This window comes from Haloplanus sp. XH21 (assembly GCF_023276355.1).
GTDB classification, from domain to species: domain Archaea; phylum Halobacteriota; class Halobacteria; order Halobacteriales; family Haloferacaceae; genus Haloplanus; species Haloplanus halobius.
In genome coordinates this window covers 206,596-233,117 of the sequence record NZ_JALLPL010000001.1, presented here as the reverse complement: position 1 = coordinate 233,117, position 26,522 = coordinate 206,596, and the positions used below count along the sequence as shown (strand labels likewise).

Genomic DNA, 26,522 nt, shown 5'->3' with positions numbered 1-26,522 from the left:
CCTATGTCAACTCTCTACAGGACATCAGACTTTATCGTGGACAGAGAGGCTTTCCAGTCACCATAGATTTGCTTCGTCGGTTCAGTGAGCATCCCGAACTCATCTTCAATTTCCTCATACAGCTCCTCGGCGTCTTCCACAGTTTGCTCTGCGGTCGCTATTCGTTCATCTATTGATTTCCCGCGGTATTTCCTCGAGATATCGTAACAAGACCAGATGTAGTGGTCCCAAGAAGCGTCACGCAGCGCCCAACCAACAGTGGACGGCGGGTCGGAGCTTTCGAAGAGCTGATCGTCGTAGTCCGATGGGGTTCGGACGGTCTCTAGGTCGAATCCGTCCTTCTGGTACATCAGATCGAGGTCTTGATCCACTCGTAGTTCGTTCAGCAGTTTGTCGGAGTAGTACTTGATGACCTGTCGGCCACCCCCCTGCTCGTTGTTGGGGTCCCAACGTCGTGTGTCGAACGCGCGGAGATTCACGTAGTGACCGGAAGCGAAGGCATCTACCCCAATCCCGAGATATAGGTGAGCGACCTGGTGAGTGTGGCCGACGACAACCTCGTAGTGGTTCTGCTTCAAGCTATTCAACAGGTCCAGAACGGAATACACGTTCGAAACGCCCGTTAGTGGGTATCTATTGTCTGTGTCGAATTCGGTAGATACGTAGAACCCGTCTGGGTCAACTCGCGTGGCGTTGTTTAGGAGTTTGCTTCGCTGGCTCTTATCGGTCAACGGTTGTTGGTCGACAGGGAGCGATGCGAACACCGGAATGTCGCGCCCTTCTTCTTCAGCGATGTGAAGGAACATTCCCGTGAGTTCCACCCATTCTTCGATTTTCTGGTCGGAGAACGTATCCAGGACTCGTGCGGGGGCGATGTAAGCATCGACATCTAAATCATCTTGTAAGTTGACGAGCTCTCGGCAGAGTGCTTCGTTCTCTGAGCCGACCGCTACGGTGTCGAAGTCGTCGCCTCCGAATTCCTGGTAGTAATCGTAGTGGTCGAACTTGGGTCGGTCGGACCGTGGGATGTAGAACTGTGGATCGAAGAGAACGGTGCCGTCGTAGCGATGGATGGTGTCCGAGATATCCTCGTTGTCGCCTTTGCTATAGTCAGCAGGGCTGAGGATTGCGCCATCTGCGTAGCCTCGTTGAAGGAGGTCTTCGACCATGAGGTGGCCGTTGTGGCCGATTTGGACGAGGAAGCTGGACTCTTCAAACATCGGCACCACCTGTGATATTGTTGAATTCTTGACGTGCGAACTTTGGCTTCCGGAATCGTTCGTAGGGCTCGAATGCGGTCATCTTCTTGAAGAATTCGTTGAGTTGTGCTTCAAAGTCTTTGTTTTCGATGTATCCGTCCAGTTCTTTTCGCTCTTCTTGTAGGATTGCATCGGGGATGGTAATATCGATGTCGTCCGGTGCGAAGGGGTGCTCTCCGGTGATGGACTCGAACATCACGATACCTGTTGCGAATAGATCTGTCCGGCATCCTTGGATTTCTTTCTCGTTGTTCAACTGCTCGGGGGCTGAATATGCGTATGTCCCAGGTGCGTGCGGGGCGAAAGTGGGTGTGAGGCTTGTTCGGTTTTGCATTCGTGCGATACCCACGTCAAGCAGAGTGATATCGCCGCTCGGGCGAACCATTATGTTCCCAGGCTTGATATCTCGGTGGATAATGTCGTCCTCGTCAAAGGCCGCGAGGACCGACAGGAGCGATCGCGTCACATCAATGCCGAGTTCGAGGTCACCGCCGTTTTCTTCGAGAACGTCCTTGAGCGTGTTCCCGGGGACGAATTCTTCGAGGATGGCGAACACGTAGGTTCCATCGATTTCCGTAGCAGTATAGCCATGAAGGTCGACCAGAATTGGGGAGTCAATTTTCTGCATGGTTTCGATCTCCCGTTTTGCGTATCCCTCGGCTCGTCTGTTGTCGATTGGGAGGATTTTGAACGCTATAGTCTGCCCCTCGTACTTTGCCTCGTACACTTGTTTATTCGCACCACCTTCGATCTCGCGTTGGATGTCGACGTCCTCGAAATGGGCGGTGATTTGGTCAATAGTGAGAGCACCGGACATATTAATCTGAACTAGCGTAGCAAGGGAACTCATCCCACATAGTTGTTTCATTGAGTCTCCACTTGTTCAGTGGTGAGTATGGGGTTTCCCGGTCCGGATCATAGTGCACAACGTATTGCTCGGAACCCTGATCGATGGAGATGAGGCCGACTCCGTAATCTTTGAAGACGTCGATGTTGTCGATTGCCCGGAGAATGTAGTCGTCATCGAGGGCGACGTACTGGTAGTCTGAGAAGGATTTGGAGCGGAAGGCCTGTTTCACCGCCTTCTGCCAATTTTTAAGTTTCAGTTCGATTGAGTACGAGCGGGTGATGTGTCTGCGGAGATGAGGGGCGGTTCGGATTCGGTCATCTTCGAGTTCCTCTACAAATCCGTTGGTGATGAGCCACTTGAGTGCTGACCTCTTTTTGCGTTCATCCATCGCTCCAAGGCGGAAAAAGTAGTCTTTCGAAATTTCGTCGCGGCTATGCAGGAGCAGGAAGGCACGCAGGTGGGAATCCTGTTCAATTGCGGTATTGATTCCGAGGACATCGAGTCGGTGTTCTCGATATGTTTCTGATTCTTTAGTCAGTACGAGATCGGTGCGGCCAGCGCCGTACGAGAACTCCTCGATTACGTTTGTTGGCCCGCCAGTGAAGCTACTATCCAGTACGTTCCTTGCAACCATTTTCATTTGTGTCTCTGATTCGAATCCCATTATATAGCCTCAGGGCAGCGTGCTTTGACTCCCAACAGCGGCTCTGTCGGGTTTTTGACTAACTAAGTCCACTCTAGGGCACTAAAAAAGTATTTCGTTGATTGAAGAAACGAGCCGTCGGTTGTGCCCCGATACAGAGATTTGGCTGGGGTACTTCGGGTTCTCGGATAGTATCCGCCTGAAAAGCGCGTTATTCGAGATTACAGATTTCGTCGACGGACGTCGTGCAGATTTTGATGCCGCCGTGGACTTAGATGTGGTCTCGGGCACACCCGCGGTACGTCCCGTAGCGTATTCCGGGTAGTATCATACGCAAGTCACATCCCCCGGTTCGAGGACGGGATCGGTCACAGGCGGTTCGTTCTTACTAGAGTCACCGTCGGTGCAGCCGTCAGTAATTTGGATAACATCCTGACTGGGTTCGATGACGATGGACGAATTCTCGCAATCGGACTCGTTCTGTCCTACTGGAGGTAGTAATCCACTGTCACCGCGTACACGCACCCGCCGACAAAGCTCGCAGCAAGAAGTGCGAGGACACCTGTCACCAATAGTTGGTCCCGGTTCACTGCGCGTACCCTCGGATTGCTACTATGTAGTGGCAGTCTGGCGCCCAGACGACCGTGAGTACACACAGAACAAGTGGTCGAACGTGACGACGCCCACGAGTACGAGCGGGAGGAAGAACACGCCGAGAGCGAGTGTGATAGCCAAGTCTGGGACCTGCGTGAACCTGCCATAGAATACTATGGAAACGAAAGGTGTGATGAGAACACGTTGGAGCGTGCTATAGGACTGCCAGAAAACGAGTGTATTGACCGAAGTCACGGCGAATAACGTGGTGGTCGGTAAGCATCTGTACTGAACAGACAATTCCCCAAACAATAGTCGAAATAAACCTCCTTCGGGATCTATTGTAAGACGATTTCCCATTGAGCCATTTACTCAGCTGTCGGTGTTCAGCCCCCCTGACACCGTCAGCGTGAGTGAGTATAACACGCATGCTTCATTAATTTAGTACTATATGGTACCGATAGCGAACCACCTGCAAAACGCCCTGCAACAGGTTCGAACCACTGGCTCGACACGGAGCGCCGTAGGAGCGGTCCTCGTGAGTGGCTTCTCGCTGACGCTGTTCGTCGGCCCCGCCGCCGCTCAGACCGAGGTCGGCAATACGCTCTGTGGGACGCCAATCGCCGAATTCATCAACGGCGTCGTCCCGCTGGTGGTGTCGCTCGCCATGATCGTCGGCGCCGTGTTCGCCGCGTTCATGCACGCTCGCGCCGGCGTCGCTCGCGACGCCGAACAGGCACGGTTCTACCTGGACTGGCGGAATCGTGCCGGATACACGGCCGTCACGGCACCGTTGCTGGCGTTCCTCATCCAGATGCTGATCGGACTCACCGGCACCGGTATCGCGTCGTGTGTCAATCTGGTCCCATTCTTCTGAACGAATGGGATCGAGCACACGAGCGGATTGGCCTGCTATCTCGGTGGCCGCTACGAGGGCGGCGGCCGCGACGAGCCCCATCGACGCCACTCACCCATGTGCAACCAGACACGACGGCCCGTCATCATCGGGGTGGTGATCCTCGTGATCATTAGCACCCTCACCGCGACTGGGGCTGGAACGGCGACGCAGCAATCGGTTCCCGAACCGCCCACCAGCAGCGATTCATCGCCTAAGCCGGCTAACGAGGTCGGTTCGAACGCAACTGACTCCGGCCACGATGATGATGGCAACTTCAGCGTCCCGAGTCGCGGCCACGGTGTCAACGCGACCGTATTCCCCCGGCTCTGGTCGGGTGACGTCGACGAGGCGGGGGCGACCGGTGACGGAACGGTTTCCGGAGTGGTCCTGTCGGCGACTGATTACGCATTCAGTCGGCCGCCGGACGCCGTCGAAACCTGGAACGCGGGTGATCACCAAGAGTTCCCCCGCACGGATGCGAACGCGTCCGTCTATCCGCCACACGCCGACCTGACCGACGAGCGTTGGATCGAGGACGCGTACATTGAGGTGTTCGCGATTCAGCCGAGTACTGTCGCCCACATCTCCCCCGACGACACGCGACACTACATCCGACCCTCCGGACAGGTGCTTGGAACGACCGACTACCGAATCGGGCTCCCACCGGACGAGCACCGCGACTACGATCCCCCAGCCCCCGACCCGGGGGAGACAGTCCTGGAGGCGGAGTCGGTCACGTGGCGACTCCTCGAGCACGAGATGAGCAACGTCACACTCCTGGCTGACGGAGAGCCGGTGGCCACGACCGACCCGACGCACAGGCCACGGCTCGCCTTCGACTCGATTCCGAATTCCACTGACCGCCTGACGCTGGAGGTGACCATCTCGGCGACGGTCGAGAAAACGACGCGCAAGACGTACCGAACGGCTACCGAGGACTGCGACACACATCCGACCGAGACGAACAACAACACCCAGACTGAGACTGACTGTGATGCCACCTATGACACCCACCAAACGTCCGATGTCGAGGTACTGAGCCACGAGGTGACCGTCCGGGATACGGTCGATGTCGACGTCTACTCGCTCTTGCCGACAGCGACCCGAACGACCTTCACCGACGGCAGTAGCGCCCTCGCCGTCAACCAGAGTGACGGCGATCCGTGGGCGATGTACCAGCTCCAGAACGGCGATACCGTCCACAACATCTGGCATTTCTACTCGGCCCGGAACCGCCACTGGGACACGCTTGTCGAGGGGACGGAGACGGGGACCACTCACCGGCAATCCGACGCGATCCCGCTGCAGGTGCATGCCTTCCCGTCCGATGGCGGGGCCTACACGCGAGCCGGGTTCGGCGAGCTCGAGGTCACACAAGTCTGGGGTCCCGAACGAGAGCCCCCAACACTTCATGATTCGATCACCATCCCTGTCGTCGACGGCCCGTATTCGATCGGATCGGTGGTCGTCGTCAGGAGCGACGGGGCAGTCGAACTCGACGGGCGAGTGACGGTCCACGGACTCGTTCGGGGTACCCAGACAAAGACAGCCGTTCGGACGACTCGGAATCAGCAGGCCACCGCGCTCGAAATGGAGTTGCTGGGAGTGAACCGCTCGGAGGGCACGGCCACGGTTCGGTTCTCCCTGCGCGAGGCAGCGACCGACCAGCCGATCGATCTCCGATCCCGGCCAGGTGTGGTCGTGGTCAACGGCGAAGCCGTCGAACCGAACGCCTCGGGGACTGCCGTCGTGACCGTTCCGCTCGCCGGACGGTTCGTCACGGCCGAATACGAGCCAGGGCCCTGGTGGGCGACCGACCCGGTCTACGACTCTGCTCGGGCGTCGGTCGCCCCGCCGACGGAATGGCCTGATCCACAGCGGCTCCTGACGGCAGCGTTCTTGGTCGTGCTCTGGCTCTCACCCCTGCTGTTCGGCATCTATCTCATCGACCGGTTGCTGGGGAAAGGGAGACTGTGGCCACCTTGGAGGGGAGTCGAATGACCGGGATTCGACCTCGCTGGTCGTGGCTGGGAACAGTCGTCGTAGCTTGTACCCTGGTGCTGTCATCGATTCTCGCGTCGCCGGTCGCAGCACAATCCGACTCGACGACCACCGAGTCCGACCCCTGTTCGGGAATGTCTCCCGGCTCGAAGTGGATCTGTGACGGGTTCATGGGCATCGTCGAGTGGGTCATCGACAGCCTCCAAGACCTCGTTCAGGGCCTGTTCACCGGTATCGTCGAGTTCATCGTCGACACGCCAGCGCCGTATCGGAACGGCGAGATGGCGTTCTTCAGCGCTCCCGACAACGCACCCTGGGCAAGCCTATACGACCTGTACCTGACGAAAACGCTCCCGATTGGTATCGCGCTGTGGGCGGTCATCGTCCTCCTCGTGCAGTTCACCCGCCTGTTCACGCACACGGCACAGGGCGAGTATCAGCGCACCCGGTTGACCCGCCGGGCGGCCTTCGGCTTCCTGATGCTGATCGCCTGGTGGCCGGTCGGAGCCTTCGTGCTCCACCTGGGTGGCGCGTTGACGACGACGATCGCTCCGTCGGGCGAGCAGATGGTCGGCACCATCAACGAGTTCTTCGCGAACATCGGCGGTGGACTCATCACTGCCATCCTGCTGTACTTCTCGTCGGGCGTCCTCGCCTTCTTGCTCCTGCTCGTGTTCTTCACCCGCCAGGTGGCCATCTACGTGCTGATGCCACTGATGCCGGTGTTGATCCCGCTGTGGATCATCGACGAGGGACCGATGAAGTACGTCTCCGGCGTGGCAGACTCGATCGGCGGTATGTTCGTACCGTTCGTGTTCATGACCGTCCCCACAGCAGCGATCCTGCTCGTGGGCTACTCGATCCAGGACGCGCTCCGGCAATCCCTGGGTTCGATCGCGGTCATGCCTGGTGTGAGTGGTGCGGCGACGACGGCGTACGGTCTCATGATGTTCGTCTTCTGGGTGATGGCCCTCGTCGCTCCGTTGTTCGTCTTGTTTGGCGGGCGCGCTGGCCTCCCACTCGCCTACCTCACTGCGGGATATCTGGCCGGTCGTGGCTTTAGCAGCGTCGCACGCCGGGGGGCGCGTGGATTCCGGAATGCCAGAGCCGGAGTTAGTGCGGCAAGCCAGAGTAGTGCAACGGCGGCCTCATCTTCAGTTGCCGGCAGTTCGGTTGGCGATCGACTCCCGGTTCACGGCCGATCAACTGCGCTGCAGTCCCAACTCCAGGAATCCGTCGGTGGTTCGGGAGGCGGAGCTGGGACGACCGGTGTCTCGGGGCCACTTGTTCGACTCCCCGGTGGTGGACAGTCGGATGTCGGTAGTGGGATGGGTGCTGGCTCTGGTAGAGGTGGGTTTGGAACCGATTCGACGTCCAGACCCTGGGATGACGTGACTGGTGGAATCGATAGTGAGCGGGTGCAATCACGGATTACACCGGGAACCGGATTTGGGGAGCAGCTCCCCGAAGAAAGGACCTACACATTCGGCTACTCCAAGAAGGGGAAGTTCCAGAAAGTAACCCAACAAGATCAACTAACGAAATACGACGTAATGAGCCGGAAATACCCGCAGATGGCTGATACGCATCTCTACTCCGATAAGTCCGACATGTATCTCAGAGACGACCAGGGCCAGCTCTACGATGTCACTCCACAGTGGCACTACGATCAGCAACACGCTAGGTTCGACGAGGAAGCTAGAGATGTCGTCTATCAGGCTCAAGATTACGGGTTCGAGTCGACGTTCGAGGCGGACCACACTAACAGGAGCAACTAATCATGAGCACGAACGATCCAACGAAACGAATTTTGACCGAGTTGGGTGAGCCTGATGACTTCTTTGGGTTCACGCTAGGGGACCTGAAGCTCCTGATTCCCACGCTGTTCGCTGGCATGTTTGTCGTTGGGAACACTCCACCGGAGATTCGAGCGATCGGCTGGGGTATCGCCGGTTGGCTTGTCGCGGGGGTACTCATCCTCATTTACGCCTCACCTGGGCATCTCACGACGGAAGCCTGGCTGAAGGCACGCTTGCAGCACCTCAGACGACCAGCGGTCCTCACGCTCAGACCTGCACGGCAGCCCGAAGACGCCGACTCATCGACTGAATTCGCCCCCGAGATCCAGGATCAGCGACAGTCCAGCAATCGAGGTGTTACCCATCGTATGACCGAGAATCTACCAGCTAGCACAAAAACGCGAACCCAGGACCTGACGGATATCGACCGCTTCCACGTCGCGCATCGAGCTGGAAAGCGAGAAGATGGATACGTGTTCGGGGCGGTGCAGGTCTCGCCGGCGAACATGGCGCTGGCTACGCGGGCCGACTGGGAGCACGCAGTCAATCGCTTCGGCAGTATCGTCAACGGCATCGAGTTCCCGTTCCAGATCTATAGTACGGTAACGCCGGTCGATCCCGAGCGGATCACGAAGGGGTATCGCGATCGGCTGGAGGATCAAACGACGGATTTCAATCCGGAATTCCGGTCGCTTCTTCAAACGTATCAAGAGAAGCTTCCCCGGGAATTCGACCGCCGAGGAACGAGTATCCGCGAGTTCTACGTTATCGTCTCCGTCAGCGCGCTCGATGTCCATCGAGACCTCAACGCGGTGAACGAGGCCGGTATCCTCGCGAAGCTGGAAGACCTTTCGTATGTTGGCGGCTTCGTCACGACATTGCAGGCAAGTCGACGCGACGTGTCTCCCCAGGAGCTCGAAGCCAAGCAGGTGGCCGAACTCGATCACCGGTTGACTACCATCGAGGAGGAACTCACGGGACTCGAGGGGTGCAGCACGACACGCATCTCTACATCCGAACTGGCGGCTCTCCTCAAGGATTTCTGGGGGCCAGGGGCTCGGAGTGACGACGATCCGACGCCGTCTGTTAGAACGGCACCGGTGGTTCGTGGCGAACCAGCGGTGGATGAAGGGGACACGTCGCCGTCACCTGGAGGTGATTCCTGATGGCTCAAACAAAATCGACGCCATCTGACCAAGACGACACGTCAACAGGGGATGGAGGAAGTAGACGCGACGACCGTAACGAGAACTCGGCTCGACCATCGACCACTGCCGAGACTTTCGGAGATCGCGACGACGGTTCGGTATATTCGTCACTAGGGAGCTGGATTTCGGGCCACGACGGGCAATCGGCTACGAAACTCAAGATCTATCTCGGGAGTGGGCTCGTCGGACTTGGCGTCTTGTTGATCGCTGCTGGCGTCGGGAGTTACATCTATGGCTTGCAGCTTCCCTCCGAGGCTACTCGATATGGGCTTGCTCTCGAAGCCGCCTACGGAATGGGAGCCAGCGGCGTCCCGGTCCTCCTCGCTGGGGCGACAGTCCTCCTCTCGAATTCGAGGAGATTGGACTTCGCGGCGGCGATCGGGACGGTCGGCTGTCTCAGCGCGGTTGGGTGGTTCATATCGGCCCTTCCAGATAGCTGGCGCTTGAGCGTGCCGTCACCGACTCTCTGGGTAGCGGGGCTGTACGGACTCGGCCTCACTGTACTCGTCCTTTGTGCTGGCATCGCAATCGGTCATCGGAACCACGACCGACAATTGGGGGCCGACCGATCCGAATCGGTCACTGAGACCGTCGACACTGAAACCGAGACTGACCAATCACCCGCTGACGTGGATGGAGTCAGCGGAACCGATGAACCGGCTAGCGTCACAGAGGTCGGCGATCTACACTCGTCGTTGATTGCAGCCCCGAGCGTTACGCTCACCTCGAAGGCCGCGCAGGTGGGCGAGCAGTGGGTGAAAACGGTAGTCATCGTTGACTACCCGGACACGGCCGGAGTTGGAATGCTCGACCGGGCTCTCACTCGCGTTCCGGATATCGACCTCGACTACAGTATCCACGTCAAGCCGCGGGATCCCACCAAAACCATCGGGGAGCTCAAGAAGAGCATTCGTGATCTGAAGGTCAAGCAGGCAGAAAAGTCAGAACGGGGTGATGTCACCCAAATCGACACCGAACAGACGCTCGACGACCACCAGGCGATCTATTCGCAACTGGTCGGCGGGTCCCAGCAGATCTTCGATGTGAGTATCTACCTGACGGTCCGCGGTGAGGAAAAGGAGGAGGTTGAGCAAGCAGCCGAGCGGGTTACAAGGAACCTCCAGTCCGTGCAATTGACAGCCAAGAGCGCGACGTATCGACAGGCCGACGCGCTGGTCGCCACCAGTCCAATTGGCAAGGACGTGATCGGCCAAACGGCGACGATGCTCGGCGGGGCAGTCGGTGCGCTCTACCCGTTCTCCTCGGGGACGCTCATCGAGGAGTCGGGCGTGTTGATGGGGTACCACTCGGTTACGGGCAGCCCCGTTGTTGTGGACCGGTTCGCTCGGGAGAAAGGATACAACTGCTTCGTTGCCGGGAACATCGGGGCAGGCAAGACGTTCAATACCATCTTGGGCCTGCTCCGGACCTATGCAAAGGACGACGATACGATGGTGATCGTTGCGGATCCGTTCGGGGATCTCGGGGCACTCACGGACATCCTCGGGGGCGAGCGGGTGGTCTTGAGCGGGAAGCGTGGCCTGAACCCGCTGGAGATTACGCCGACCCCCGACGCCGTTCTGGAGAAGAATCCCGACCTCGACCCGTACACGAAGACCGTCCAAAAGGACGTCATGGAGTTCATCCAGGCGTTCTTCACCATGGAGGACATGTCGCTGACGGGCAAGCGGGGCGTCCTCTCGGTCGCGATCAAGGAGGCCTATCGTCGGAAGGGTATCACGCCCGATCCGGCCACCCACCACAACGAGAGCCCGACCCTCCGTGATCTCCAGGACATCCTCACCGACATCTCACAGAATCCGGTCGAATACGTTGGTGACAATCCCGAGACGGTCCCCGATATCGAAGCGGATCTCTGGCTGAAGCGGGCAAGCCAACTCCGGATGGATCTGGCCCCCTTCCGTGAAGGTGGGGAGTACGCGAATCTGGCCCGGGAGACGGAGATAGACATCTCCGGCTCCGACGTGCTGTATCTGGACATGCAGCAGATCGAGGGGAAACAGAAGACGGGGTTAATGCTCCAGTTGGTCCTGCGGGCTGTTTACGAACGGGCGAAGCAGACGGACAAGAAGGCGATCTTCGCGATCGACGAGGCGCATTACCTGATGCAGAACGAGGCCAGTCTGTCGTTCTTGGAGCGTGCGACCCGGCACGCCCGGCACTACGATCTGTCCCTCCAACTCATCACCCAGACCGTCGATGAATTCTTCAGCCGGGCCGATTCGGACGAACTGGCACAGAAGACGAAGGCCATCGCGGACAATTGCGTGCTCAAAATCTTCCATCAGGTCGAGGGGCTGACCGACGCGAACGCCGAGGAGTGGCTCGACCTCTCCGGTCCCGAGGCCCAGTTCATTCGGAACGCGAAACCGGGGTCCGATGAGTACGGCTACAGCCAAGCACTAATCGAAGTCGGAGAGGCCGGTCGGTTCCCGGTCAACGTTCACGCCTTCCCAGAGGAAGAAGCGCTGATAACGAGAGCGACTTCCGAAAAAGGTAGTCAGCGAGAGGGGATCCATGCTGACTCACCGAACGACGGAGGGTCTACCGAGAAGTCTGGCCAGGCTACCGCCGAGGCCGGGGAAGCTGGCGATGATCAGGGAACGACGGCCGTCGCTAACGGGGCGGGTGACGGGGAACAGCCAACGGATTCGGAGGCCCGTTCCGATCACTCTGATAGTGACCTAACGAAAGATGAGGCCGAAAACGAGACTGCGGATTCTGGAAGTCCACTACTCAACCAAACCGACGACCTCGATCAGAGGGAGATAGCCCAATTGCTGAACGATGCTGACCCTTTAGAACTAAGAAGGACATTAGATCAAGAGGAGATAGAGAACCTCGAAACTGATCTCGATAACCATCCCAATGACTGAAGATTCTGGAGATCCGAGCGGCGACTCATTTCCTCATGATGAGGATGCATATTGGGAATTTATGGACGGGCCAAGGGACGTGTTCACCTGCGAGTCTTGTGATTCAACAGCTTATAGAGCCCATCGCGGTGGAGAACCTGGGGCATTCTATGCTGAAGTAGACGGTGAACCTGCTGTTGTTTGCCATGAGTGTGATGACCGATATGACTGGGAGACGATCGAGACCCGAATTCGAGAGCGCCGTCGAGCGACCCACCGTACCCTCGTCGGAGATTGGCTAACCCGCTTCAGAGCAGCTTTTCGACCGGTTTACACTCGCATTCCTGTTCCCCTCTCCGTCGACGAGATAGCTCCCGAAAGGCGAGATTCACTACTCCCGGAGCAAACAGTCTTCGTGGGACGGGTCGTCACGATCCTTGGCATCGTAGCGGCCGTCCTCGCTGGGGTCGCAGTCTTCGCCGCGCTCACGGGTGCTCTGTTCCTGTCGCCAAATACTGGGGTTCGATGGTTCGCAGCGACGGTGAATATCTATCACGAGTCGGTGTTGTTCCTCGTCGCCCGCCCGTTTCTTGTCCTGGGTGTCATCGGCCTCGGATACCTCACCCATCTCGTCGAATATCAGCGCCACGTTACAGACCTGGATCGGGATACGGGCCGAACCCGTCCTCGCTGGCACTATTTGACCATCTGTGCCGCTGGTGGCCTGCTTGGTTGGTTCGGCTGGGTGCTGAGCCAGCTCAATGTTCTCGGTTCGGTATTTCTACCGATAGGAGTGCTCACCTGGAGCGCGGGTACATTCGGACTCGTCTATTTCTTGCATGCAACCCTGCTGGAGGACCGCTGGAGCTACGGACTGCAGATTCACCCGGCCATCTGGAAGTTTCCCGTCCAGTACGCCGTGGGGCTCATGCTATACGATGGTGTCATTGGACTGCCCGGCTCCGAATCGAACACCCTTGCGGTGGCGATCGTTCCGCTCGTCGTCGGCCTGTTATACGCGGTGCGTCGATACTTCGCGTTCACGGAACGAGGGGCTGCATTCAGTCGCTGGGTTCGACAACTCACGTACCGCTGGCACCAGGTGATTCCGTGGCCTTCGACGTCACTGATTGGAGGCCGAGGGGATTCCCCGGAGACGAACCAATTCGGCAAACTTGACGAGTCGACGCGTGACGAACACGAAAGGGACGTCGGCGGCGCCAGTCGCCTCGATCGTGAGGAGGAACTGCGGCAGACCCGCGGTTGGGCGTCGTACCTGGAGTCGGAACTCCACGACCGCGAAGAACAGCTGCAGGACCTGGAAGCCCGCCTGGCCCAGGTCCGACAAGAACTGCAAGAGACCCGCGCAGCCGACTCGAACGACGACGAGCGAGAGGATCTGCTCACCGATCTCTTCGACATCCGGGATAATTTCCAGCGGGCACTCGACGCCGAAACCGTCCTCGAGGACGATGCAGCAGCCGAGATCACCGATGGGATCGAGCTGATCGACCGTCAGATCAAGTCGATCCTCGAGCGGGAAGGAGTCCAAGAGATCGACACGAGCGGGACGGTCGATCCCACGCGGCATCAGGTAGTCAAAACAGTGCCCGCGACTGACGCCGACCCTGGTGATATCGTCAACGTCTACCGGCTCGGCTACCGTCTTGACGACCGCGTGCTCCGCGAGGCTCGCGTCGTCGTGGCTGAAGAACCCGCCACAGACGAGGGGGGCGATGCGGCCGACGATGACAGTCAGGTCAATCGAGGGGGTGACGCGTCGTGAAGCGGCCCTACCTTCGGGTCATCCCTGGAGAGGAACCGATCGTCCCTCGAGACATCCCGGACACGATCACCAGTCTCCACAAACTATCGAAGAACGAATCCGAGTCGCTCCTCCGCCGATTGAACCCGTTCCACAGCCAGCCACCGCTCTGCTTCGAATTCGTTGCGCTCAGCGTGGGCGAAGGGCAGCCGGTGAAATTCTATTACGGTGCTGATGACCACCTTGACGCCCTCGAACAGCGGCTCCGGTCCATCTATCCGGCGTCCTACAACCTCGATCGCGTCGAGGTCGACGTCATGAAGCGATTGGTCCGGCCGGTTGCATACACTCGGGAGGAGTTTAGTGAGCGTCTCAAGGATGGTCGGCTCTATTACGAGTCAACAGCGCTCGCGGGTGATGAGCGAGCGACCGTCTCGGACGGTGGGGACGCAGCTGTCGAGCCTAGTCAACCTGCAGATGCACGTCGACCGCCAGAGGTGGAGGCAACCTCGGATGGGACTGATACCGAAGTCAGTCTGGACGGAATTGACTTGGCTTCCCCAGGTACGTACGACGAGGACGAGCCGCTAACCGCACTCGAGAAACCGACGCCGACAGACGAAGGACACATCCTGGCCCGTCCATCGCTGGCCGAGGTCCAGCCCTATGGCGTCCAGTGGTATGGCGCCGCCGAGCGCCGCAAGGACTGGATGACGACACTCACCGGACTCACTGATTTTCTCGCTGATGAACCGAGTTCGACTGTCGAGCGGATCGGACGTGCTCAACTCCCGCTCGCTCCCTTGATGAAACACCTCGTCGAGGCGCCGATGCCGGTCGCCTTCCAGGTGGTGTTCCAGCGGAAACCGGACTGGTCCCGTGACGCCCGGCGCCGAACCGGTGAGCTGTTGGACGGGACGGACACCCTCCTCCAGAAGATCCTTGGGTTCGAATCCTCGGGCCGTGGGCGGATGTCCGCCAGTAACGGTCGATCCACTCGTTCGACTCGCCGCACGTCAAGCAGTTCTCACCCACGACGAACCCAGTCACCCACCGGTGAAGGCCCCTCCCGACCGGCGAGCGTCGATGAGGCGACCCGGTACGACCTCGTCCGAGCCAACTCCCCGAAGCGAACGTTCTCGGGCAACCTCCGGTTGCTCGCACTCGCTGTCGACGAGGATGCATCGGAGGATGTAGACGCGTATTTGGATCCCTTGTGTTCAGTTTTTGACCTCATCGATGGCCGGTTCTACGAGATGGACGGCCGCCGGCTCCGATCACACGGCTACCTCCCGGGGTCCGGGGAGCGACACGCCCGCGCAGTCCTCGAACGCTTCACGTCGCGGTCGGTTGCGACCAGCGGGAACCGGTTCGCGATCACGAACAGGAGCGAATCCCGCCCGGACCTTGTTTTGAACGGGAACGAACTCGCCAACTTCCTGGTTATCCCCCCGTCACATGAGATCCCGAGTCCTTCCTCGGCATCGGTTAATGAATCTGAGTCCGACGCGACCGCAATGGAAGCACCGAGTGTCGAGAACGATGGAACTGAGAGCGCCCCCGTCGAAAGAGATGGAACGGAACGAGGGGCTGGAGCCGGGCCGTTTTCATCCATCCCCGACTCAGTGGTCCATCGCGACGACGAGGTGAACCAGCTCGCGGCCGTTCTGGAGCCACTCACCCGCGGCGAGCAGCACGATACCATTCTCATCACCGGTCCGCCAGGATCCGGAAAGACCTGCATCGCGAAGTACACCGTCGACCAGTTCTGTCGAGAGACCCCAGGGGTTGACGCGGTCTACGTCAATTGCTGGGAGGATCACTCTCCCTTCCAGACTCTCTACCGGATTCTGGACGAGCTTGAAGGCGCAGCTGATATCCACCGACAGTCGACTGCGACGGACGTCATTCTTGACCGGTTGCGCGACTACGACGAGTCACACTGTGTCCTGATTCTCGACGAGGTCGACCAGTTAGATGACGAGGACCTCCTCTACGATCTTCTCAATCTCCCACGATTCTCGCTTCTCCTTATCGCAAACCGGGAGGAGGACCTACTCGACGGACTTGACGACCGACTGGCGAGCCGACTTGGTGGCTGTGAGCGACTCCATCTCGACCGGTACGCCGTGGAGGAGCTCGTCGACATCCTCGATGAGCGGGCCACAGCAAGGTCGGTGTCGAGGGACATAAAACGGTCCGAGTTCGAGCGCATCGCCGACGCCGCGGACGGCGACGCGCGAGTGGCGATTACGACGCTCAGAATCGCTGCTCGACGGGCGGACGAGGACGCAGCAGATCGAATCACTCAGAACCTCGTCGAGCGGGCGCTTCCTGAAGCCCGCCGAGAGCTGCGACAGGAGCACTTGGATCGGCTTACGTCCCACCAGCAAGCTGTCTTTCGGGTGATCGAGGAGCAGGAGCGAATCGCTCCCCAAGAGCTCTTCGAGGAATATCGAAGCAGGGTTGATGAGCCGAAGTCAAACCGAACGGTTCGGACGTATTTGAAGAAGTTAGAACGCTACGGTCTGATAGTTGCTGAGGGTTCTACGCGTGATCGAATGTATCGCTGTCCAGATTCTCGTCCATCCAGAAGCAGTCGCTCTGCCTCTCATTTGGAGTAACTGGCCTGAGCGTTCGATAGAACTGTTCACAGAGAGTAGTTTTATCCCGAGCGATGGAACCTCTTGGTTAATAATTCTCTCTCGTTTGCGACGTCGAGAAAACACGAATTGACCGGACTCGCGGGCCTCAGCAATTCGTGTGCTCGTGGTCGTCTGTCTCACCAGCGTCACGCGGATAAGAATGGACTCCAATTCGATAGTTTTCGACGAGCCATGACACGAACTGGTTTATCCTGTCCTCGTTCGTGGTCTTCTTCTGGCCTATCTTCCCATTGGGGTTTTGGTATCCTTTGATAAGGGCCTCTCGCAGGTTATCGTCTTCTGGGAGGTGAACCTCTTTTCCACCGAAGTACCAGAACTGTCGACTCACGAGGACCGCCTGTCGGTCGGGATCATTCGGGGTATCCGCCTTGATTCGGGATGGCGGGTGATTGGGATTATCGAGTTGCACGAACGGATACGAATCTCGGTAATAAATCCGATCACCATCGGGCGTGGCAGCGCGATACGTGTCCGAGTCCTCAATCCGCTCACCACCCAGCGGCTTTCCCGTGTAGTAGATGTTATCGCCTTGCGAGTCATGGAGGTCACTATCCTTCGGCTTCTTGTACTCGAAGTCTTCGCGCTCAAAGTACTCGTCGTAGGGCAATACTTCCTCCACCCTCATCGCGTAGAGTAATCGTTCTTCGTTATCGTCCCTCGTAAGCGACCCTGTTCCAATCACCCAGTCACCCACGTTAGCGTTCATCCGGATTTTGGGCTTGCACGTTGCCAACGTACAGTACCCGTGGCTGACGTTTGGTGCAAATCCGGAGTCATGAGTCAAGACATAGGAGTAGAGTCTGGTGTCCGACCCGACCAGTCCTGTTGTTTCGTCATCTAACCACGCCCGAAGTAACCCTTCATCAGTCGGTTCCAGCCAACGGCCCGAGGCACGCGTGAGATCTTTTTCCGTGCTGTAGCCCGAAATCCGGGCTACGGAGTCTAGCATATGATACTGCTGATTGGTTCCGCTGACGTAAGCGTCAGTCAACGGGCGCGCTTTCTCGAGTAGCCGGCTCTGGTCGGGCTTCCCCTCGACGATAACAGGATACGCATCTTGGTCGGGATGTTTCGACTCCGGCGTCAACTTCGTCCGCTGTATGTGCGCGTTGTTCGAGAGCCGATCGGACAGGTCCGCCCGTTCGGTTGGCGTCTTGCCGTCCAGTTCGTGAATGGCATCAACGGTGAAGTAGCCAATCACGTACAGACGCGGATGACCCGCGGAAGTCTTCGGTTTGAGGCCAGCATAGAAGATGAGCAAGTCGTCTTCGGTGAGTTCCGCTAATTGGGATCGTTTCCGAGTGGGGTCCCCATATGTGTAGGTCGTGAACTCCGGATCAAGATGGAGAGGCCTGGATTCGTTATTGGATCCGACGTACTCGGCGTAAGGACGTCCGTCTCGCGTCGTTACCCCACCAAAGGTCTGCTGCTGCGTCGTTTCATAGCTTTCAGGAATAGGGATGTACTCGAACGTCCCATCATCGTAAATCGGTGCTAACCCGCCACCCGTGCCGTAATCTAGTCCAACCCTCAGCAGAAGCGCCTGCATATTCCTTGTTCCCGCACAGTGTCTATATAGTAGTTCGCCTGAACGACATTATCAGCTTAAATATTGTCTGGCGTCATTACCCCTTCCAAGACTGAGAAACATTCCGAGCCCTGTAACCCGGTTTTACGCCGGTTTCGGATTTCTCGTTTTCTATGGATGAACCGTTATCCCTCCGTCTCCCCCTGTTTTCCGGTAATGGGATGTGTCTGCGTGAAAGTAGTTTTGCCGTTCAAGCAGCAAAATACCCCGGGCACTCATTCCTGGGGGGCATGAGTTCTAACACTACCGCTAATGGCTTTGAATTCCGTGTTGATTGGCTAGTCTTTATGTTCCAATCATGGTTCCGTTTTTAGTATGCTCTCACCGGATCTGGACTCAATATCTATAGAACAGATACAGGCGCTGCTGGAAAGTGGAACGCCTGAACGCAAACAACTCGAGTTCAAACGCCAACTCAATCCTCGTGATAACGGTCACAAGGAGAAGTTCTTAGCCGAGGTCACATCCTTTGCAAACACTACGGGTGGAGATCTCCTGATCGGCGTCCCAGACCCGGATGATATTGAAGATGAAGAGGATGAAAAGCTGTGGTGGACCACCGACCACGACAGAGACCAGTACAAACTCGACTGGGAGAACATAATACGGAATAATACTCAGCCCCGGCTCAACACCCACGAAATACGGACAATCCCGAACCCAGATGGAGAAGGATACGTCGCAGTCATCAGAGTCCAGCAAAGCACGATTTCACCTCACCGCGTCACACTCAAATCCAAGAAACCGTTCTACGCCCGCAACTCCGCAGGAAAATACCCGTTAGACGTAGGAGAACTCCGCGAGAAGTTCCTTGAACAATACAGGTTGACAGAAGAGGTCGAACAATTCCTCGCAGATCGAACCGCAAAAATCCGGAGTGCCGATACCCCAGCACCATTTGAACCCGGACCATGTATGGTGTTGCACGTTATCCCGGCGACCGCTTTCTCGATGCAACCAGAAATCGATATCTCGAAAGCAGAGCAGGAGATAGCAGGTCTTCCACTCTTCCACAGAGATAGAGGGAATATTCACTCAGCTGCAAAACGGAACATCGATGGCATAGTCAACTCCCAAGACATCAAGAACTTCAGCAAAAGATCGGGAGAGGACAATCCATCATCCGAGTACGTCCAACTGTTCAGAGACGGTCGTATCGAAGCGGTTCACTCATTCCATTTCAGGAATCAAAGAAAAGACGAGGACCGGATTGGCTTTCTAACGCTTTACGAGATCTTGCAAGACCGTCTTCCGGACTACACGGGTTTCTTGTATGATCTTGATGTCCGGACTCCGATCTTCTTGTACCTTAGCTTTCTTGACGCAGACGGGTTCTATCTTGCATTGGGGGAAAACCGAGAGTCGAGTGAGCTTGATCGTGCAGTGGCCACGTTACCTGCTGTAACGTTGGAGTCCTATGATGTGAGCAGCGATGAAGTGGTGGAGGAGTTCTTAACCCATGTTTGGCACGCTTTCGGAGAACTTGGAGATCCGTTTGACTACTTCGACAAACCGGATGCCGCCTGATTATCGAGAAAAGAGAACTACAGCTCTAGTAGCTCTTCGAGCAGCCGGATGGAGTAAATAAGCGATAAGTCAGAGGCCCAATCGAGTTCATTGAAGATGGAATGCACCAGTTTTCGCGCTTTCTCGGCTTGAGAAGCTGGACGCCGTTTTAAGTAAGGCAAGTGAGTCATGGTCTGGCTGCTTGGGAGGTCTGGTGACAGCTTCGGAACTTGGTAGGCAGGAATCTCATCCAATTCAAAGTCCTCCCCTGTCTCTGTTTCCCGTGTAACCGTAATTACCTCTCTGCGTCGAACTTCATCAATTCGGTCATGCAAATCCAGAATGTAATCCTCACTACTTGAGTTGAACATCACAATGCTCTCTGCATTATGGAACTGAAGTAGGTTCAACTCGTCAACGACATCCGGAGATCTGATCAAGACCTGATTCTTGGAATTGCTGTCGAATACGTAGACTTCAGGGTCGTAAAGGAGCAAAATCCGGTTTCGATCTATTGGACAGAAGATTTGGAGTCCTCGATTCCCTAAGCCTGCTGGGACTAACCCCATTTCGTGCTTGTATCGGGGGATGTCGTGGACCATCGGCGCATCAGAGACAATGAACTCTCGGCTGGTGAGGTTACACAACATCACGCCATGTAGATCTCCGATACCGATATAGCCGAAGATTCCCAGTGCTATGAGGAAGTGATGAGTTCCAAGAAGAGAGGCGTCCACCATACTATCCTCCTTTTCCTGCTCGCTTAGCTCGGACTTCCAATTGATCTGACCCTCGTATCGATCGGCACCCATATCGTCTTTGACAGCTTCTCGCAGATATTCCTCACCACTTCTGATATCTTCTTTCGTGGACTTGGTCCGGGATCGCTGTGTTGTGATAAACGAGAGGAGGAGCGAGATATACTGATTAGATAGATCTGTTAAGTCGATTCCGTCACGGAGTTCTGTTATCGGTCGGGCGTGATAGCCGTCCAGGTTAGCAAGTTCTTTCTCTGCTACTGGCGGGTTACCATAGAAGTAGTCACGTGAGCATACGGAACTAGTGGCCTCCAAGAAGGATTGGTTGGCGGATAGCGGTAGAACATTGAGTTTTTGGTTAGTGGCCCAGGCACGGAGGTAGTGCTGGGGTACGTAATGCTGGTTCTTCCGCTTCACCATGTTGCTATGTAGAAGTGGATAATTGCGGGTCTATAGACCTTCCTGAGGCGTTCCACAAAATATTCACATTTCTATGTTTTGATAGGCCCTTAAATCACGTCTCCAAATTGCTCTTCCCAAATTCTCTCTTGCTCTCTACGTGAGCCTTCGACCCTTTCCGGCGTGAATTCTACTCCAGAACTTTCCGAAACAAAAGGCAGATCCGGAACAAACTCAGGAACGCTGATGTGCGTATAAATTCCTCTTCCATTTTGGGATTCAAATGCTCCACGCGAAGATCTATCTTGGTCTACCAACGGCTCTAGTTCATCATGCAGTTCCTGCATTTCAGCCTGTCTTCCCGACTCGCCATAGAACACGTTATCCTCACAATGCACCAGCTGTAATCGGTTTAGGTCTTCAACCATGTCTTCGTCATCGATCACCAGGGATCCGTCCGGATGACTTTCGACATCGTAGCACTCTGGATCGTGAAGAAGCAGGTAATGCTCGGACGTCAGCGGACAGTAAATCTGCAGACCCCGGGCCTGCCAACCAGCAAGCTGAGTATATCCTTCATCAGCGTAGTATGGATTGTGCCGAACAACCGGATGATCACTAGTGACGAATTTTGAGCTGGTCTCATTGATAAAGATCGTCCCGTAGAGGTCTGCGAGTAGCGGGGCGCAATGGATTTGATACAGCATAGAACTGAGTTGCGGACTCTGGTCCCACTCTAGTGTTATCTCTCCTGCTTGAACCCCTTCTAAATGCTCTGGCTCAAGTTCACCTGCTTCAACGCCAGCACGGACAAACTCCTCGAAGAAAAAGTCGCTATCACGTTCTAATTCCTCTCTTGATAACGCAGTTCTAGCCTCCTGGAAGGTGAGGAACTGCATTACTTGCAGCCAGTTCGGTTTCAACTCCTCCCTTACTTGGAATTCGCTGACTGCCTCTGCGTCAATTATCTCATTCAATCCTTCCGCCAATGAGCCTTCGATCTGGCCGATTGCTCTCTCGATGTCGGTGTTATCACTGTAGAAGTAGCTTCGTGAACAAACTCGTGAGATTGGCTCGTTGAATTCCTGTCGCGCTTGAGTATTATAGAGGTTGATTCGGTCACCGTCGTTTGAGAAGCGGCTGAGATAGAACTGCGGCACATAGTGCTGATTTCGATATTCTGGCATTCTTCAAAGTAGTGGGTAGTAATCAGTAATAAGTTTGGTTCAGGTAGACATCTGAGTACGATGTGTCGAAGAACCCGGCGCAAAACCTGTGGACTGCACCCCTGTCCAAGACATGGAAGAGAACTATGACAGCTACGAACAACTCCGAATCTAATGGTCGAATGAGGGGTGGTAGTCCTCGCTCTCAGAGGGGGCGACGTCAATCGCCAGTCGATACTGTTCACAGTATCGCTTTACCGACCCACCGAACTGTGCTCATATTCTGAGTGGCCTGCTTCGACTTATACCGACACTGCTGCTCCGCCACAGCTAAACCCCCCTCAGCTACGAACGTCGCAGTCGACTACGGGGTACAGTAGGGCGACAAGTCACGGCCTTCAAGATCTAGGCCAACCCCCTTCGCTACCCGACGGAACACTCCACGAAAACTGTCCTTGTTATACCGATTGCCGAAGCATGGCAGGTCCTCCTCGATGTAGTTGAGACGTAGCAGACTTCACGCGGTCAAGGCTTGATTAACCTCATTCGCCCTTTGTACAACCGTTTGGACATTTTGCTCCCATTCCTGCTGAGAGTCCTCCGGGAAGTAGGTTCTTTGTAGGTAATCAGCAATCTCTGACGGCGGATAGTTTGGATTCGCCCAATCGGTCAGCTTGGATATATTGAACTCCTCCTTTATGTCTTCATTATTCTGAATCAACGTTTCTCTCTTCTCCGAACTCAAATCCGGGAGGAATAGGTTGAGTGGTAATACTGTCAACAACTCGTCAGTAGATAGATACGATTCGATGAGTTTATCCTCCAAATTGAGCTTCACGACTTCTTGGCCTTCTGCTAAAATATTGGTTCGTGCTATGGCCTTTTTAGCATTATCAGAAGGTTGTGTTTCTTCATACCTTCTTTCAAGGATGCTCCCCTCGAACTTCGCTTTGTGGACTGATAGCCAACCATCGGCTTCTGTTTCTTGGTAGTATGGTTCTACGTGAGTTTCATAGAACTCGCTAATGTCCTCGTCGCCGTCAACCACAGCCAAGAAGGAACTGTAATATGAATTGGATATTCGCAAGTAGATGGAATAAGTAGAACCACCGTCACTTTTAACCGAGTCTTCAATTTTGGATTGAATATCACTATCGTGCTGAAGTTGGTTCATCAGGATGAGAAAATGCGTCTTGTCGGTTCGTGCTGTTTTGATCTCATTTTCGAAGCCAGAGAGGATCTGCTTAATACCGAACTCATTCAGCTTACCATTTTGGTATAGCGTGGATAGTGTTTGTTTGTAATTTCGGATTTCCTGTCGCTCTGAAGTTAGTTCAGAGATTAACCTTTCCTTCTCAACGTACTTACGAATAAATCGCTCATCAAGACAGTCATAATCGAAAACGTCAGCAGAAGCGTTGTCAAACGATATTTCAGTCGATGTCGTACAAAGTACGCTATGAATTCCCCATGCAGTTTGAACCGTCTCGTCCGTCGGGTTTCTCAAATCAAAACCTCGGCAAAAGGAGATGATTGAGTCGTCAAGCGAATTTCGCTCGAAGTGGTTCAAGTCGAACTCCGCTTCTTCGGCCAGATATACGTAGAATATGTGGAGATATTGTTCATATTCCTCCGGGAAAACGCCGTCACAATAGTCGATAAGGTTTTCAGAAGGCTCCGCCCCCTCGAAGTTCAAGATCGAGTCTTCGAATCTGTCCTCGAATTTTCTTAGTATCTTGTCGAACTTCTTTTGACGCCTCTCGATACGTCGGTTCTTCTTATAGGTCTCAAACTTCTCTTGAATGGTATTATACTGGCCTAATATCGCCAATAATGGGATGGTCGCTAAGAGGTATTGAGAAGGAACGTGATTGAGGCGTGTGAGGAGAGTGAGTGCAGGTATCGCTATGAGATAGATAAGAATCCACCATTTGTTTCGCCAAACGAACTTTCCGATAGCCATCACTAACAAATTGCTCTGGGCGGTTATAAAAGATAAGACGCCGGAGTGAAAGTAATGCAGTTACCAGATATGCTACACTACGACGATCCCATTTCCGAATCAATTACTGCTGTACTAGTACAAACCACCCGGCTTGGAACACACGTTCAACGGCTGTTTCACACATAAGACGGCGAATTGAAGGCTGCTCTGTCGTGTACAGCCTCAGTATCCTGTACATTGTTTCTGAGATCCGTCAGACAACAGTCAATCGAATGTCTGGACTTTCACTAATTCGTATCGAACAGACGAAGAGCTGTATGGCGGTTCTCCGACAGATTTGACTGCGAGCTGGTTCCCGAACTGGCGCCTTTTCCGAAAACGGTTCATCACACTGAATCACAGGAGGGGAACCTCCCTTTGGCGTTTCCGGAAGGTTTCGGAAATTTCCGAAATGCCCCGATAGCCGCTATTCGGCGAGTATCCGTATCATCGTGTCGCCATGTACGGTGAACTGAGCATACCCTCCGGACTCCGGAATCACCATCAGCAGCCCGTGATTCCCACGGAATCGGACGGACATGACCTGGGTGAGGTGATCGAACCATGACCAATGACGTGCCCGAATCGACGCGTCGGTACGTTCGAGAAAACCGCGAAGATCTCGAGTACATCCTCAAGCACGGGAGCAGCCTCGAGCTACGTGCTTACGCGGGTGCCCTACTTATCAGGGGACTCTCCGACCCAGAGATTAACCAGGTAATCGAGGAACTTCAGCAAGGCAAGGAGGCGCTGCAGTGATGTCAGTTGCCGCCCAGCGCCTCACGGAACCGTTTGGCATCCTCGAAGAGGTCGGGCCGCTCCTCGAAGACCGTCATCGCGTCCTGCGCGCGCTCGATGTCATTGAGGAGTTCGGGATCCTCCCGGATGAGCGTGAGGATGGAATCCCGGAGATCCTGCTCCTCGGCCTTGATATCTTGGACGGCATCGTGGGACGTCGCCTGGTCACACCAGACGCAGAAGTCCTTCTCTCGAGGGGTGTCTCGCCCGCAGCGCGGGCATTCCATCGGGGCGATGGGTTCCGGCTCCTCGTCGTCGTCGAGCTCCACTCCGTGGACTTTCGCGAGTTCGCGGTCGGCGTCCTGGCCGAAGACGCTGACGTAGCGGCTGGCCACGTCGCTGCCCCGGACCCAGCCGTGGTGGTCCTCGATGTGGGCCTGGTTCATCCCCTGCGAGGCGAGATAGCTCGCGGAGCTCTTCCGGAAGTTAGTGAACGTGACGGGCTTGTCGATATCCGCCTTGTCCGCGGCCCCTTCGAGGATCTTCGTGAACATCCGGTAGGAGAACTCCTCGGGCCGGTCGAGCTTGCACCAGAGCGGGGCGTTGGGGTCGTCCCGCGCGGGGTGATCCGAGAGCCACTGCTGGAGGTACGGGACCGAGGGAATCAGCGTGACTGTCCGCTGGCCGGTCTTCCCCTGGAAAGTGAGCTGGTAGCCGTGGCGGTGGTCAGTCACGTCACCGACCGAAAGCCCGCGAATCTCACCGCTCCGCGCCCCCGAGTCCCAAGCGGTAGCGATCAAGGCAGCGTCCCGACTGTATCGGGTCGCCTCGATCATCGGGAGGACGTCCGCCTCCCAGTGGAGCATGTCGCCGGGGTTGGGCGCGGGATCGTAGTTACTGGACGTTCCGGACGGGACCCACTCAATGCTCTCTGGCGGATCGTCCCCGTTCTCGTCGGTGGTGCGCCGGCCAAAGACGCTGAGGGCCACCCGGTAGTCGCGGTTGGTCTCCTCGTTGTCGTAGGTTCGGTTGATCCAGCGGACGATGTCCTCCGTCGCGTCGCGGTCCTCGAGGGCCTCGGCCAGCCCGCCGACGTGTTCGGCCATGCGAGTGCAGTGGCGGAGCAGCTTCAGGTGCCGATGGTCGCTGTACTTCGTCTGGAGCAGGTAGAGCTCGTCGCTGAAGTCGAACAGGGCCGACCGGTCGGTGTCGGAAATCTTGTCGGACGCCTCGATGCGGTCGCGCAGCGTCTCGATTTGCGCGCCGGGATCGCTCATATTCGAACATCTATCTCGACCCTCTTTAAATTATGGCATGTGAACCACTGGTTCAAATCCGGCCCTTGGCTTCCTATTCAGTAACCAGTGCCACCGACTGGGCTATCCTCGCCCTCGGTGGCCTATTCGTCGCCGCCTCGAGTTTACGCACGATGCCGCTCGCTCGCTTCTTCGATCGCCTGCGCGATGGCCGCCTCGTCTCCCATACCGTCGTCGACGGCCGATTCGTACGCGTCGGTGAACGCCACCATCACGTCTTTCGCGAGTTCCCGCACGGCCGTCTCCGACGGCTTGGCGTTCTCGATGGCCGTCGATTCCTCGGCCTCTTCGTTCACGACCCACACTTCGAAGCGTCCGTCTTGCTCCGGCGTCGGCTGAAATTTCACCTCCACCTCGACCGTGCGGTTCTCGTACTCGCGTCGCCCCGTCTTCAGCCAGCCGTCCGGTACCGCTCGACTCATACCTCTCCTTCGACGGGTAATCCAAATAAGAGTATCCCGGGAAGTCGGCAGCGGTGTGTTCGGTGACTCGCTCTCGCAGCATCCCT

19 protein-coding genes and 1 pseudogene are annotated in these 26,522 nt (G+C 56.3%); 10 read left to right on the top strand and 10 right to left on the bottom strand.

Annotated elements, in window-relative coordinates:
- Positions 1 to 14: 14 nt before the first annotated feature.
- The 3 genes from MXB53_RS01190 to MXB53_RS01180 are packed head-to-tail and all read right to left on the bottom strand — an operon-like array spanning position 15 to position 2,749.
- Positions 15 to 1,220: a hypothetical protein gene (locus MXB53_RS01190; RefSeq protein ID WP_248895389.1), complete on the bottom strand. Its 1,206-nt coding sequence runs from the start codon at positions 1,218 to 1,220 to the stop codon at positions 15 to 17.
- Positions 1,213 to 2,076 carry a serine/threonine protein kinase gene (locus tag MXB53_RS01185; RefSeq protein WP_283102218.1) on the bottom strand — a complete coding sequence of 288 codons (864 nt, stop codon included), beginning with the start codon at positions 2,074 to 2,076 and terminating at the stop codon, positions 1,213 to 1,215. The genes MXB53_RS01190 and MXB53_RS01185 overlap by 8 nt, the downstream gene beginning before the upstream one ends.
- Before the next feature lies 1 nt (position 2,077).
- On the bottom strand, positions 2,078 to 2,749 hold the full coding sequence (locus MXB53_RS01180; RefSeq protein ID WP_248895387.1) for a hypothetical protein: 672 nt from the start codon (positions 2,747 to 2,749) through the stop codon (positions 2,078 to 2,080).
- Between the two features lie 1,048 nt (positions 2,750 to 3,797).
- On the opposite strand from MXB53_RS01180, the gene MXB53_RS01175 reads away from it, so the two are divergent.
- The 6 genes and pseudogenes from MXB53_RS01175 to MXB53_RS01155 all read left to right on the top strand — a co-directional run bounded on the left by MXB53_RS01175 (position 3,798) and on the right by MXB53_RS01155 (position 12,149).
- Positions 3,798 to 4,223, top strand: coding sequence for a hypothetical protein (locus tag MXB53_RS01175; protein WP_248895386.1), 426 nt, complete (start codon positions 3,798 to 3,800; stop codon positions 4,221 to 4,223).
- 96 nt (positions 4,224 to 4,319) lie between these two features.
- Positions 4,320 to 6,245 (top strand): DUF8186 domain-containing protein, encoded by a 1,926-nt coding sequence (locus MXB53_RS01170; RefSeq protein ID WP_248895385.1) that lies wholly within the window; start codon positions 4,320 to 4,322, stop codon positions 6,243 to 6,245.
- Positions 6,242 to 8,023 (top strand): TrbL/VirB6 family protein, encoded by a 1,782-nt coding sequence (locus tag MXB53_RS01165; protein ID WP_248895384.1) that lies wholly within the window; start codon positions 6,242 to 6,244, stop codon positions 8,021 to 8,023. The genes MXB53_RS01170 and MXB53_RS01165 overlap by 4 nt, the downstream gene beginning before the upstream one ends.
- Positions 8,024 to 8,025: 2 nt before the next feature.
- The gene (locus MXB53_RS01160; RefSeq protein ID WP_248895383.1) at positions 8,026 to 9,210 is read left to right on the top strand and encodes a TraC-like domain-containing protein; all 1,185 of its coding nucleotides are present in this window, start codon (positions 8,026 to 8,028) and stop codon (positions 9,208 to 9,210) included.
- Positions 9,210 to 9,725 (top strand): annotated as a pseudogene (locus MXB53_RS15905) (cell division protein CdpA domain-containing protein); the annotation flags it as partial. The gene MXB53_RS01160 and the pseudogene MXB53_RS15905, both read left to right, overlap by 1 nt.
- 330 nt (positions 9,726 to 10,055) lie before the next feature.
- On the top strand, positions 10,056 to 12,149 hold the full coding sequence (locus MXB53_RS01155) for a VirB4 family type IV secretion system protein (protein WP_248895382.1): 2,094 nt from the start codon (positions 10,056 to 10,058) through the stop codon (positions 12,147 to 12,149).
- A gap of 370 nt (positions 12,150 to 12,519) precedes the next feature.
- On the opposite strand, the gene MXB53_RS01150 is transcribed toward MXB53_RS01155, so the two are convergent.
- Positions 12,520 to 12,756 (bottom strand): hypothetical protein, encoded by a 237-nt coding sequence (locus tag MXB53_RS01150; protein WP_248895381.1) that lies wholly within the window; start codon positions 12,754 to 12,756, stop codon positions 12,520 to 12,522.
- A gap of 207 nt (positions 12,757 to 12,963) precedes the next feature.
- Between MXB53_RS01150 and MXB53_RS01145 the strand changes: the two genes are divergently transcribed.
- Both MXB53_RS01145 and MXB53_RS15735 read left to right on the top strand, forming a co-directional pair.
- Positions 12,964 to 13,914: a nucleotide exchange factor GrpE gene (locus tag MXB53_RS01145; RefSeq protein WP_248895380.1), complete on the top strand. Its 951-nt coding sequence runs from the start codon at positions 12,964 to 12,966 to the stop codon at positions 13,912 to 13,914.
- Positions 13,911 to 16,517: an AAA family ATPase gene (locus MXB53_RS15735; RefSeq protein ID WP_248895379.1), complete on the top strand. Its 2,607-nt coding sequence runs from the start codon at positions 13,911 to 13,913 to the stop codon at positions 16,515 to 16,517. The genes MXB53_RS01145 and MXB53_RS15735 overlap by 4 nt, the downstream gene beginning before the upstream one ends.
- A gap of 127 nt (positions 16,518 to 16,644) precedes the next feature.
- Here MXB53_RS15735 and MXB53_RS01135 read toward each other — a convergent pair whose 3' ends face one another.
- Positions 16,645 to 18,108: an Nmad2 family putative nucleotide modification protein gene (locus tag MXB53_RS01135; RefSeq protein ID WP_248895378.1), complete on the bottom strand. Its 1,464-nt coding sequence runs from the start codon at positions 18,106 to 18,108 to the stop codon at positions 16,645 to 16,647.
- Positions 18,109 to 18,462: 354 nt separating this feature from the next.
- On the opposite strand from MXB53_RS01135, the gene MXB53_RS01130 reads away from it, so the two are divergent.
- Positions 18,463 to 19,674: an RNA-binding domain-containing protein gene (locus tag MXB53_RS01130; RefSeq protein ID WP_248895377.1), complete on the top strand. Its 1,212-nt coding sequence runs from the start codon at positions 18,463 to 18,465 to the stop codon at positions 19,672 to 19,674.
- Between the two features lie 17 nt (positions 19,675 to 19,691).
- On the opposite strand, the gene MXB53_RS01125 is transcribed toward MXB53_RS01130, so the two are convergent.
- The 3 genes from MXB53_RS01125 to MXB53_RS01115 all read right to left on the bottom strand — a co-directional run bounded on the left by MXB53_RS01125 (position 19,692) and on the right by MXB53_RS01115 (position 23,939).
- Complete coding sequence (locus MXB53_RS01125) at positions 19,692 to 20,831, bottom strand: DUF4238 domain-containing protein (protein WP_248895376.1); 1,140 nt, start codon at positions 20,829 to 20,831, stop codon at positions 19,692 to 19,694.
- 89 nt (positions 20,832 to 20,920) lie between these two features.
- On the bottom strand, positions 20,921 to 21,997 hold the full coding sequence (locus MXB53_RS01120) for a DUF4238 domain-containing protein (RefSeq protein ID WP_248895375.1): 1,077 nt from the start codon (positions 21,995 to 21,997) through the stop codon (positions 20,921 to 20,923).
- Positions 21,998 to 22,493: 496 nt separating this feature from the next.
- Positions 22,494 to 23,939, bottom strand: coding sequence for a hypothetical protein (locus MXB53_RS01115; protein WP_248895374.1), 1,446 nt, complete (start codon positions 23,937 to 23,939; stop codon positions 22,494 to 22,496).
- A gap of 585 nt (positions 23,940 to 24,524) precedes the next feature.
- On the opposite strand from MXB53_RS01115, the gene MXB53_RS01110 reads away from it, so the two are divergent.
- Positions 24,525 to 24,719 carry a hypothetical protein gene (locus MXB53_RS01110; RefSeq protein WP_248895373.1) on the top strand — a complete coding sequence of 65 codons (195 nt, stop codon included), beginning with the start codon at positions 24,525 to 24,527 and terminating at the stop codon, positions 24,717 to 24,719.
- Positions 24,720 to 24,721: 2 nt separating this feature from the next.
- Here MXB53_RS01110 and MXB53_RS01105 read toward each other — a convergent pair whose 3' ends face one another.
- Positions 24,722 to 25,975: a tyrosine-type recombinase/integrase gene (locus MXB53_RS01105; RefSeq protein ID WP_248895372.1), complete on the bottom strand. Its 1,254-nt coding sequence runs from the start codon at positions 25,973 to 25,975 to the stop codon at positions 24,722 to 24,724.
- Positions 25,976 to 26,118: 143 nt separating this feature from the next.
- The gene (locus tag MXB53_RS01100; protein WP_248895371.1) at positions 26,119 to 26,436 is read right to left on the bottom strand and encodes a hypothetical protein; all 318 of its coding nucleotides are present in this window, start codon (positions 26,434 to 26,436) and stop codon (positions 26,119 to 26,121) included.
- Positions 26,437 to 26,522: the final 86 nt, after the last annotated feature.